This is a genomic window from Staphylococcus sp. MZ3 (assembly GCF_018622755.1).
Taxonomy (GTDB): Bacteria; Bacillota; Bacilli; order Staphylococcales; family Staphylococcaceae; genus Staphylococcus; species Staphylococcus aureus.
Window position 1 is genome coordinate 963,719 of record NZ_CP076026.1, and the last position, 12,419, is coordinate 976,137.

Consider the following 12,419-nt stretch of genomic DNA (forward strand, 5'->3'; position numbering starts at 1 on the left):
TAGTCCAAGACCTTATGTCTTTTTTGATTCTAAAAATGTTAAACATAAAAAATGGACTGGATAGTAGTACCAGTCCAACATAATTCTAACCTAGACAATTAAGATTAGATTGAATCGCATGATTCATTTATTTAGCTTTGTAACCAATCATATTGATTAAATCTTTAGGGTGGCTATATGGTGGTGCATAAGCCACTTCAAACTCAGTTAACTCATCTACAGTTAGCTGGTTCATCATTGCCATCGATAGTACATCAATACGTTTATCTGCACCTTCTTTTCCTACTGCAGCTGCTCTTAAAATCTGACGGTTTGAAGTGTCATAATATACTCTTAAGTGTAAAGGGGAATTTCCTGGGTAATAATTCGCGTGTGCACCTTGAGTGACTTCTACCATTTTATAGTCAAATTGCTTTAGTTCGTTTGGTTTAACGCCGACACTCGCAAATGTATAATCAAAGAACTTCACAATATTGTTGCCTAAGAAGCCTTTGAATTCAATAGTGTCATTTCCAGCAATTTGTTCGGCAACAATACTTGCTGCACGGTGAGCGCCCCAAGCTAAAGGAACACTAGCCGGTAGATCGACATGTCGATAATGTGATGTTGCAATATCGCCTATTGCATAAATGTTTGGAACATTTGTTTCAAATTTATCGTTTACCGGTATGAAACCTTTTCGATCAAGTTTGATATTTGAACTTTCGATAAATTTTGAATTGGGGTGAGTACCGACACCTTCAATAATCATATCGTAATGTTCAACTTTTCCTGATTTAAATGTAATTTCATTTCCATTGATAGCATTAATTTCCTCATTTAAACGGTATGGAATCTCCCGCTTATCTAATTCATCAAGTATAGGTTGATTCATGTCGGCATCCATTAATTTATTTATCTTATCAGATCGATGAATTAAAGTAGGGTGTAAACCACGTTCATAAAGATTTTCAAGAACTTCTAATGAAACATACCCTGCACCTACAACCAATACTTTATCAACTTGATTTGCTTTGATGAATTGATCGATAGCATCAGTGTCTTCTAAATTTCTAAGTGTAAATGTAATATCACTCTCAAAGCCAAGGCTATTTGCACTTGCACCAGGGCTTAAAATGAGTTTATCGTAAGATTCTTCAAATTGTTCGTTGGTCTTTCTATTTAATACAGTTACAGTTTGTCTTTCATCATTGATTGCAATAACTTCATGATAAGTTTTTACTGTGATTTGCTTTCTATCATAAAATTTTTCAGGTGTATACGCTAAAGCATATTTTCTATCTTCAACAACTTCGCCAATGACATAAGGCAATGCACAATTAGCAAAGCTCATATCACGATCTTTTTCAAAAATAATAATGTCACTTTCTTTATCTAAACGTCGAATTTGGCTGGCACATGTTGCACCGCCAGCGACTGCTCCGACTACGACTATTTTGGGCATCGTAACTTACCTCCTATTGTTTTAAAATATTATAAAATGATTAGTTATAAATTAACAGTAATATCTAATATTTAAATTAAAGAAATCATTCAAATATCGACCAATGCCATCTTCATTATTGTTGAATGTAATATTGTTCGCTACATCTTTAAGTTCTTGCAAACCATTTTCCATAGCAACACCGTGACGCGCGTACTCAATCATTTCAATATCATTATCTTCATCACCGAATGCAATAATATTATTTCGGTCAATATTTAAAAATTGTCTAACTTGCTCAATGCCTCTTGCTTTATTAATACCAAGTTTTACAATTTCAATGACAGGGAATGGTGCGCCCCAGCGTCGATGCTCAATATGATCGGCATAAAAATGAGTAAGCATATTTTTGATTTCAGGTATTTTACTTTCTTCGGCTTCAATTAAAATTGAGGTAGGGGATTCTTTCAAGTGGACAAGTAAATTACCAGTTTGAATTCTTGGATTACCCATTGAAAAACCTTCAAATAATCTTGGATCATGATTGTTAATGAAAACATAATCTTTCACTTCTGCTATAATATTCGATACTTGATATTGTTGTAATCCTTGAATAATGTTTTGTGCGATGCCTAAATCTAAAATTTCATGGCAAGTTTTGAAGTTTTTATCTTTAGGGTGATGTACGTAAGCGCCATTAAAATTAACAATTGGTGTCGTTAAATTTAATTCATGATAATACATTTGACTTGCACGATAAGGTCTGCCAGTCGCAATCATAATTTGGTGTCCACGTTGTTGTAATTCATTTAATACTTGTTTAGTATATGATGAAATTTCTTTGTTATCGTTTAATAATGTTCCGTCTAAGTCTAGACATATTAAATGTGGTTGCATATCTCTCTCCTCATAAGTTGCTTAGTTCATATAGATACATCATAGCATTTTATTGGCGTTTTGTCGGATATTTGATATATTATGAATAATATGACATTAAAGAGGTGATATGGATGGAAGAGGCATTGAAAGATAGTATCTTAGGTGCATTAGAAATGGTAATTGACCCTGAATTAGGAATTGATATCGTTAATTTAGGTTTAGTATACAAAGTGAATGTTGATGATGAAGGCGTATGTACAGTTGATATGACTTTAACATCAATGGGATGTCCAATGGGACCTCAAATTATTGATCAAGTTAAAACAGTATTAGCAGAGATTCCTGAAATTCAGGATACTGAAGTGAATATCGTATGGAGTCCACCTTGGACAAAAGATATGATGTCACGTTACGCTAAGATTGCACTTGGTGTGAGCTAACATAAACGTGCATTGCCTGTAGAATTTCTTTTAGAAATTCTCTGTGTTGGGTCCCCGCAGTCAATATAACATTGTAGAGTATAATTCATTGTGAATAAGCTCCCTTCAAAGTAGACATTGAAAAATGAAAATTTTGAAGGGAGCCTTATTTATGTTCTAGGTTCTGATTTCATTTTGAAAATTTATATCTAACTTGTTTCAAAAAATATGAATTAAGACAGTGACTTGCACTTCCAAGAGTGTACAATTCATTTTCTAGTTGAATATTTTCTTGAAAATTTTTATAATAAATTGAATTTATATTACAGTTATATTACAATACATAATACTTCATAGTTTTTAAGTTGCCGAGTTGCATTACAAATTGGATTTCGAAGTAAGAATCATCATTGGTAATTTTTTTAATTTAACAGTATTTTAGTCAATATGATTTTGATGATGTCGTAATTCAATAATATACATATGCATTTCAATATTCTTTTAAACAGCATAACTAAATTTAATTAAGCATCTAAGAAGAACAGTTTTAAAAGGGAAGAATGCAAAAATGAACAAAACAAAGGGTTTTACAAAGTATAAGAAAATGAGATATATGCCAGGGCTCGATGGTTTGAGGGCAATCGCTGTTCTAGGAATTATTATTTACCACTTAAACAAGCAATGGTTGACAGGTGGCTTTTTAGGTGTGGATACATTTTTTGTGATCTCTGGTTATTTAATTACAAGCTTATTACTCAAAGAGTATGATGACACAGGTATCATTAAATTGAAAAGCTTTTGGATACGTCGTTTAAAACGTTTATTACCAGCAGTCATAGTTTTATTAATGGTTGTAGGGACAGCAACCTTATTATTAAAATCAGATAATATCATTAGGGTTAAACATGATATTATTGCTGCGATATTTTATGTATCAAACTGGTGGTATATAGCAAAAGATGTTAATTATTTTGAGCAATTTTCATTTATGCCATTAAAGCATTTATGGTCTTTAGCAATTGAAGAACAGTTTTACATATTTTTCCCAGTTATTTTGGTTACATTATTGTTAACAATTAAAAAGCGATACAAAATAGGATTTATTTTTTGGGGAGTATCAATAATTTCTTTAGGGTTAATGATGTTTATCTACAGTATTAATGGGGATCATTCACGAGTGTATTTTGGTACAGATACTAGATTACAGACATTGTTACTGGGTGTTATTTTAGCTTTTTTATGGCCACCGTTTAAATTGAAAAATGATCCACCTAAAGTTGTAAAATATGTTATTGATAGCATAGGTAGTTTATCATTTATAGTACTTATATTATTATTTTTCATTATTAATGATGAGACGAATTGGATATATGATGGTGGTTTCTATTTAATATCCATATTAACGTTATTTATTATTGCTAGTGTCGTTCATCCATCTACATGGATAGCGAAGATATTTTCAAATCCAGTGTTAGTATTTATCGGGAAAAGGTCTTATAGTTTATATTTATGGCATTTTGCAGTAATTAGTTTCGTACATAGTTACTATGTAGACGGACAGATACCTGTATATGTGTACTTTATAGATATAAGTTTAACAATTATATTTGCAGAGCTATCATATCGCTTTATAGAAACTCCATTTAGAAAAGAAGGTATTAAAGCTTTAAATTGGCGACCTTCTTATATACCACAATTTATAAGAATGGCAATTGTAGTAACCTTGTTAATTCCATTTATGTTGATTTTAGTAGGTGCATTCAATAAATATGGTAAAGACATTATTGGAGAAAAAGCGAATAGCTTTGATACCACAATTGAAGATAATTATTTAATGCGGATAGCACCAATTGATAACATACACATTGATGGCTTAGTAAGTGAGAAGAAAAAGGAATCTTCCGACGTATATAATAATATTAAACCTCTTTTAATCGGTGATTCAGTAATGGTTGATATCGGTGAGTCATTTAAGTCATCAGTTCCTAAGTCTAGAATTGATGGAAAAGTAGGGCGTCAATTGTATCAAACCTTACCTTTAGTTAAAGCGAATTATTCACAATATAAAAAATCATCTGATCAAGTCGTATTAGAATTAGGTACAAATGGCGACTTTACTGTCAAACAGCTCGACGATTTACTTAATCAATTTGGAAAAGCCAAGATTTATTTAGTTAATACACGTGTTCCAAGAATTTATGAGGCAAATGTAAATCGATTATTAGCTGACGCGGCGAAACGAAAGTCCAATGTCACATTAATTGATTGGTATAAGCGATCACAAGGACATAGTGAATATTTTGCACCAGACGGTGTACATTTAGAGTACAAAGGAGTCCTAGCTTTAAAAGATGAAATATTAAAAGCACTTAAAAAGAAATAACATATGTTTAATAAGTCTAGTTAATGTGTAACGTAACATTAGCTAGATTTTTTTATTCAAAAAAATATTTACAAATATTAGGAAATTTAAGTGTAAAAGAGTTGATAAATGATTATATTGGGACTATAATATAATTAAGGTTAAAGAAAGTCAAAGTCAAAAGTGCAACTTGACCAACTCTACAAATTAGAGGTGAAATTATATGGATATAAATAAAATGACATATGCTGTTCAAAGTGCTTTACAACAAGCAGTTGAACTGAGTCAGCAACATAAATTACAAAATATAGAAATTGAGGCAATTTTAAGCGCTGCCTTAAATGAAAGTGAAAGCTTATATAAAAGTATTTTAGAACGAGCAAATATTGAGGTAGATCAATTAAACAAAGCTTATGAAGACAAACTAAACACGTATGCATCTGTAGAAGGTGACAATATACAATATGGTCAATATATTAGCCAACAAGCAAACCAATTGATAACTAAGGCTGAATCATACATGAAAGAATATGAAGATGAATATATTTCAATGGAGCATATTTTACGTTCGGCAATGGACATTGATCAAACAACAAAACATTATATAAATAATAAAGTAGAAGTTATCAAAGAAATTATTAAAAAAGTAAGAGGGGGAAATCACGTGACATCACAAAATCCAGAAGTTAATTACGAAGCATTAGCTAAATATGGCCGCGACTTAGTAGAAGAAGTTAGACAAGGTAAAATGGATCCTGTTATAGGAAGAGATGAAGAAATTCGAAATACGATTCGTATTTTAAGTCGTAAAACTAAAAACAACCCTGTGCTCATTGGTGAACCAGGTGTTGGTAAAACTGCAATTGTTGAAGGATTAGCGCAACGTATAGTTAAGAAAGATGTGCCAGAATCATTATTAGATAAAACTGTTTTTGAGTTAGATTTAAGCGCATTAGTAGCGGGCGCTAAATATCGTGGTGAATTTGAAGAGAGATTAAAAGCAGTCCTAAAAGAAGTTAAAGAGTCTGATGGTAGAATTATATTATTTATTGATGAAATCCATATGCTTGTAGGTGCTGGTAAAACAGATGGTGCCATGGATGCAGGCAACATGCTAAAACCAATGTTAGCACGAGGAGAGTTACATTGTATTGGTGCAACAACTTTAAATGAATATCGAGAATATATTGAAAAAGATTCGGCATTAGAGCGTCGTTTCCAAAAAGTAGCAGTTAGTGAGCCTGATGTTGAAGATACAATTTCAATTTTACGTGGTTTAAAAGAACGATATGAAGTGTATCATGGTGTGCGTATTCAAGATAGAGCCTTAGTTGCTGCCGCTGAATTGTCTGATCGTTACATCACTGATCGTTTTTTACCAGATAAAGCGATTGATTTAGTTGACCAAGCATGTGCAACAATTCGTACGGAAATGGGATCAAATCCAACTGAATTGGATCAAGTTAATAGACGTGTCATGCAATTAGAAATTGAAGAAAGCGCACTTAAAAATGAATCTGACAATGCGAGCAAACAGAGATTACAAGAACTACAAGAAGAGCTTGCCAATGAAAAAGAGAAACAAGCAGCACTTCAATCTCGTGTAGAATCAGAAAAAGAAAAAATAGCAAATTTACAAGAAAAACGTGCGCAACTAGATGAAAGTAGACAAGCGTTGGAAGATGCACAAACAAATAACAATTTAGAAAAAGCTGCTGAACTACAATATGGAACAATTCCTCAATTGGAAAAAGAACTTAGAGAATTAGAGGATAATTTCCAAGATGAGCAAGGTGAAGATACAGATCGAATGATTCGTGAAGTTGTAACAGACGAAGAAATTGGCGATATTGTCAGCCAATGGACAGGCATACCAGTTTCAAAATTAGTTGAAACAGAACGTGAAAAATTACTTCACTTAAGTGACATCTTGCATAAACGTGTTGTAGGTCAAGATAAAGCGGTTGACCTGGTTTCAGATGCAGTAGTTAGAGCAAGAGCAGGTATTAAAGATCCAAACAGACCTATTGGTAGTTTCTTATTCCTAGGTCCAACTGGAGTAGGTAAAACTGAATTAGCTAAATCATTAGCTGCATCATTATTTGATTCTGAAAAACATATGATTCGTATTGATATGAGTGAATATATGGAAAAACATGCAGTATCAAGATTGATAGGGGCACCTCCAGGATATATTGGACATGATGAAGGGGGTCAATTAACTGAAGCGGTTCGTCGTAATCCATACTCAGTTATTTTATTAGATGAGGTTGAAAAAGCGCATACTGACGTCTTTAATGTATTATTGCAAATTTTAGATGAAGGCCGTTTAACTGATTCTAAAGGACGTAGCGTTGATTTTAAAAATACTATTATTATTATGACAAGTAATATTGGATCTCAAGTTTTATTAGAAAACGTAAAAGAGACTGGTGAAATTACAGAATCAACAGAAAAAGCTGTTATGACAAGTTTAAATGCATATTTCAAACCAGAAATTTTGAATCGTATGGATGATATCGTATTATTTAAACCATTATCTATTGATGACATGAGTATGATTGTAGATAAAATCTTAACGCAATTAAATATAAGATTATTAGAACAACGAATCTCAATTGAAGTTTCTGATGATGCTAAAGCTTGGCTAGGTCAAGAAGCTTATGAACCTCAATACGGTGCAAGACCATTAAAACGTTTTGTACAACGCCAAATTGAAACACCATTAGCACGTATGATGATTAAAGAGGGATTCCCAGAAGGTACAACGATTAAAGTTAATTTAAATTCAGACAATAACTTAACGTTTAATGTTGAAAAAATTCATGAATAAAATTGAACCAAGAATGTGATGATTAATCGCATTCTTGGTTTTTTAGATTTGAAATTTATTATAATTGTTCATTGGCAATATACTTTTTAAATGATTTAATAAACACCAATATTTCTGGGCTTTCTTTTTTGCTGTATATATATGTAAATGAAATAGGTGCTTGTAAAATTTTCGTGTTAATAACCGAAATATTGTAATCACTATTTGTTGTTATATAAAGAGGCAGGAATGATATACCTTGATTCATTTCGATTAATTTAATTGAAGTATGCACATCATTGATAGATAGAAATTGTGCTTTTTCATAAATATTTAAAATATTATTTTTAAGTGATGACCAATATTCTGGATGGTTATCACTTATTATTTTGTATTTTTCAAATAAAGATGCCTCAGTTAGAAGATGATTATTCTCTTTATTGGGAGCAATCAATACAATTTTACCTTCGCATACTTTTTCAGAATGAACTTTTCTTAGTTTAGGTTGATTTCTGCTAATCCCGATGTCATACGTATGATTATTAATATCTTTTTCAATATTTTCATTTTTGACATGAAGAGAAACATCGATAAAAGGATGCTCGTTAAAGAAAGATTTTAAAAATTTGGGCATAATGAATGTCGCGATATATGAAGACACGACAACATTTAATTTCGATTGAAACATCGTTTTTTTAAGTTGGATATGTTTGATGCCACTTTCATATTGTTCAATAAAACTTTGCGCAATTGGAAGAAATGTATGACCATCTTCAGTCAAGATAATTTGATTTTTATAAGTTTCAAATAGTTTCACATTGAGATGCTGTTCTAAATTTTTAATTTGCTTATGTATAGAAGGTATAGTGAGATTAATTTCTTCACTAGCTAATCGATAGTTTAACGTCTTCGCTAAAATGACAAATGTATAGTACCAATCTAAATTCATGAACTTACCTCTTTCAAAAAAGTTAATAATTCATTAGATAATATTTAATTTTTATTGCATAAAAATAATATTAATATTATATCAGAGGTTATCGAGGGGGTGAAGTAATATGATTCGAATTCAAGATAATACAATAAGGGATGGTATGCAACAAAGTAATGTTCGAAAAAGTCTAATTATAAAAAAAGAAGTATTGAAACAAATTAACAAGTTAAATATAAATTCTGTTGAAGTAGGCATGTGTACAACTATCGAGGATGAATTTAATATTCATCAATTCAGAGACATTTTAAGTCCTGAAAAAGAATTAGTAGTATTGACTAGGCTTAATGAAAAAGAAATAAAAAAAATAGTCAAATTGAAAATTCATAATTTAGTGGTAAAAATACTATTGCCAATATCTGACTTGCATATAAAAGAAAAGCTTAATTTTTCAAATAAATATTATATTCAGAAAATCAAAGACTGCTTGGATATATTAAAGAAAGATAAAAAAGGAGTAGATATTTGTTTTGAAGATGCAACAAGGACTTCTAGAGAAAAATTGAAAGAATACATGGAAATTATTTCAAAATATCAAGTTAGAACAGTTACATTTGCGGACACTGTAGGATGTTCGACACCATTAGAATACGGAGATATTTTTAATTACTTTGTAAAAAAATATTCTAACATAATTTTTTCTGCTCATTGTCATAACGATCTAGGGTTGGCTACTGCAAATACATTAGCTGCAATTTTAAATGGTGCAAAGCAAATAGAAACTACATTTTTGGGAATTGGTGAGAGAGCGGGTAATGCTCCTATTGAGGAAATAATTACTATTTTGACAAAAAAACAAATAGAAAGTACGGAATTCACTTTACCCGACGTATATAAAACTAGTATTAATATTTCTAAAATTCTCGATTTTCAAATATCAGAAAACAAACCTATAATTGGTGAAAATATATTTAAACATGAATCAGGAATTCATCAAGATGGTACTAAAAAAAATATAAATATGTATCAATATTTAGTTCCTAGTGATTTAGGATTGAAAAATTCACAAGTTGTTCAGTTTCCAATAAGTAATATTTCTAGTAAGAAAATCTTGCACAATAAATTTAAATCAATAGTTAACACTGAAGAAATTGATGAAAATATTTCTTTCTATAAACTTGTGAACAAGTTTTCACCTGAAGTAGCACCTGAAGATACAATGGATTTACTTCAGATAATAAAAAGGAGGAGTAAAGATGGAAATTTTAAATGATTCTGTAAAAAGTTTTGAAAAACTTTATTTACAATTACAAGATGGTTTTCCAGTGATTGTTCCTACTGATACTAATTATAATTTATGTAGTTTACCTAACAACGATCTTTGTATCGATAAAATATTTGAATATAAAAAGCGATCGAAAGATAAGCCATTATCATTATTTATTGATAAGCCAGAGGATTGGAAATTGTATGGAGATAATCAAAATACGGAAATAGTTGATAAACTAGTTGAAATATTTTGGCCTGGACCATTAAATATTATTTTAAAAAATAAAACAAGCTATAATTATATGCTCAATAATTCAGATAGTATAGCTATAGGATGTGTACAAAATAAAACGATGAGAAGATTTATTTCATATATTAATTCACCTATAGCAATTACTTCAGCAAATATATCTGGAACTGCCGATGATATTTTAATAACTGAAAATGAAGCAATTAAGCACATGGGCGAAAATGTAAGATATATGCTAAGAAGTCAAAATAAAACTAACTATAAAACATCTAGTACGATTATTAAAGTGACAGATAATAAAATTGAATTATTAAGAGAAGGAGATATAAAGTTTGAAGAAATAAAAGAAAGACTAGGTACAGGTATTATTTATGAATAAGTTAATACTTGGGATTTATTTATACCGAATTTTTTCACGAGCATACTTTTATTTACCGTTTTTATTAATTTACTTTTTGATTCAAGGTTATTCCATAATACAATTAGAAATATTAATGGCGTCTTATGGCATTGCAGCATTTTTATTCTCTCTATACAAAGAGAAGTGTTTTAAAATTTGTAACTTAAAAGATTCTAATAAATTAGTTGTTAGTGAAATATTCAAAATCATCGGTTTATTGTTGTTATTATATCAAAATCAATATTTAATTTTAGTAGTGGCACAAATATTATTAGGGTTAAGTTACTCAATGATGGCGGGTGTTGATACCGCAATAATTAAAAGAAATATAACAAATGAGAAATACGTACAAAATAAGTCAAATAGCTATATGTTCCTATCATTATTAATTTCAGGGATTATAGGTAGTTATCTTTATGGAATAAATATTAAATGGCCTATAATAATGACTGGTATATTTTCAATTCTAACAATTATAATTATTCGATGCACATTAGTTGAAAATAGGGAATTAAATTTAATAGGAGAAACAAAGGGAAAGATAAAGAAATTTCTACCAGAAGAGAAGTTTTGGATATTGCATTATTCTTTTTTAAGAGCGTTAATATTAGGATTTTTTATAGGATTTATTCCAATTAATATATATAATGATTTAAAACTGAATAATTTACAATTTATTTCAGTATTAACTTGTTACACAGTTATGGGTTTTGTATCTTCACGTTATTTAACTAAATACTTGAATTATATGTTTGTGTCAGAAATTTGTTTAGTAATATTTTTAATAATATATACATATCAAAGTTTCATAGCAGTTACTATTTCTATGATATTTTTAGGTATTTCTTCAGGGTTAACTCGTCCACAAACTATAAATAAACTTTCTAGCAGTAGTAACTTAAGAGTGATGCTTAATTATGCAGAAACGTTATATTTTATTTTTAATATCGCATTTTTACTTATGGGTGGTTACTTATATACAATAGGAACTATTCAATACTTAATATTATTTATTTCGTTATTAATTTTTATATATTTAATAATAATATTTTATTTTACAAGGAGAGAGCAACATGAAAATAAAAACTGAATTTAAAGGGAACAATATACCATATGAATACGCAGCAGGTGCAGATGTCAGTGATTCTATTAACGGGAATCCAATTAAGTCATTTCCATTTGAAGTAATTGAATTACCGGAAGGGACTAAATATCTTGCTTGGTCTTTAATTGACTATGATGCAATTCCTGTGTGTGGCTTTGCATGGATTCATTGGAGCGTTGCTAATGTAAGTATCACTGGTGATTCAATTTCTATAAAAGCAGATTTATCAAGAACAAAGGGTGACTATGTACAAGGTAAAAATAGCTTTACTAGTGGGTTGTTGGCTGAAGATTTTTCAGAAATAGAAAATCACTATGTAGGACCAACACCACCTGATAAAGATCATCAATATGAATTAACAGTTTATGCGTTAGATCATTCTTTAAATTTGAAGAATGGGTTCTACTTGAATGAATTTTTAAAAGAAGTAAATCAACATAAAATTGATCAAACAAGTATTAACCTTATAGGAAGAAAAATTTAATGCTAAATATCTCATCAATATAAAATTGTTCAATTAAAAGTACAAAGAAACAAGAGATTTAATTTATATATTAGGTACGGCGTTC

Annotated in this window: 10 protein-coding genes; 7 read left to right on the forward strand and 3 right to left on the reverse strand. The window is 30.1% G+C overall.

Going from position 1 to position 12,419, the window contains the following annotated elements; translation table 11 throughout:
- Positions 1-127: 127 nt before the first annotated feature.
- The gene (locus KI230_RS04705) at positions 128-1,444 is read right to left on the reverse strand and encodes a CoA-disulfide reductase (protein WP_001124513.1); all 1,317 of its coding nucleotides are present in this window, start codon (positions 1,442-1,444) and stop codon (positions 128-130) included.
- Positions 1,445-1,495: 51 nt separating this feature from the next.
- On the reverse strand, positions 1,496-2,320 hold the full coding sequence (locus tag KI230_RS04710) for a Cof-type HAD-IIB family hydrolase (protein WP_001182436.1): 825 nt from the start codon (positions 2,318-2,320) through the stop codon (positions 1,496-1,498).
- Between the two features lie 113 nt (positions 2,321-2,433).
- Between KI230_RS04710 and KI230_RS04715 the strand changes: the two genes are divergently transcribed.
- The 3 genes from KI230_RS04715 (at position 2,434) to clpB (ending at position 7,916) form a co-directional block, all read left to right on the forward strand.
- A complete protein-coding gene (locus tag KI230_RS04715) occupies positions 2,434-2,742 on the forward strand; it encodes a metal-sulfur cluster assembly factor (protein WP_000390575.1) in 309 nt (102 codons plus the stop codon).
- A 547-nt stretch (positions 2,743-3,289) separates the two neighbouring features.
- Positions 3,290-5,104 (forward strand): acyltransferase family protein, encoded by a 1,815-nt coding sequence (locus KI230_RS04720; RefSeq protein ID WP_001044231.1) that lies wholly within the window; start codon positions 3,290-3,292, stop codon positions 5,102-5,104.
- Between the two features lie 202 nt (positions 5,105-5,306).
- A complete protein-coding gene (gene clpB, locus KI230_RS04725) occupies positions 5,307-7,916 on the forward strand; it encodes an ATP-dependent chaperone ClpB (protein ID WP_000353955.1) in 2,610 nt (869 codons plus the stop codon).
- Positions 7,917-7,974: 58 nt separating this feature from the next.
- On the opposite strand, the gene KI230_RS04730 is transcribed toward clpB, so the two are convergent.
- Positions 7,975-8,844, reverse strand: a complete 870-nt coding sequence (locus KI230_RS04730) for a LysR family transcriptional regulator (protein ID WP_214958336.1) — start codon at positions 8,842-8,844, stop codon at positions 7,975-7,977.
- Between the two features lie 109 nt (positions 8,845-8,953).
- Here KI230_RS04730 and KI230_RS04735 point away from each other — a divergent pair, with 109 nt between their 5' ends.
- From KI230_RS04735 to KI230_RS04750, 4 genes are read left to right on the forward strand one after another with little or no spacing between them, the layout of a single operon-like run.
- Positions 8,954-10,099 carry a LeuA family protein gene (locus KI230_RS04735; protein WP_045176453.1) on the forward strand — a complete coding sequence of 382 codons (1,146 nt, stop codon included), beginning with the start codon at positions 8,954-8,956 and terminating at the stop codon, positions 10,097-10,099.
- Positions 10,083-10,724: an L-threonylcarbamoyladenylate synthase gene (locus tag KI230_RS04740; RefSeq protein ID WP_000404422.1), complete on the forward strand. Its 642-nt coding sequence runs from the start codon at positions 10,083-10,085 to the stop codon at positions 10,722-10,724. The genes KI230_RS04735 and KI230_RS04740 overlap by 17 nt, the downstream gene beginning before the upstream one ends.
- Complete coding sequence (locus KI230_RS04745) at positions 10,717-11,835, forward strand: MFS transporter (RefSeq protein WP_001037438.1); 1,119 nt, start codon at positions 10,717-10,719, stop codon at positions 11,833-11,835. Before KI230_RS04740 ends, KI230_RS04745 begins: the two co-directional genes overlap by 8 nt.
- Positions 11,819-12,334 carry a YbhB/YbcL family Raf kinase inhibitor-like protein gene (locus KI230_RS04750; protein ID WP_045176943.1) on the forward strand — a complete coding sequence of 172 codons (516 nt, stop codon included), beginning with the start codon at positions 11,819-11,821 and terminating at the stop codon, positions 12,332-12,334. The genes KI230_RS04745 and KI230_RS04750 overlap by 17 nt, the downstream gene beginning before the upstream one ends.
- Positions 12,335-12,419 lie beyond the last annotated feature (85 nt).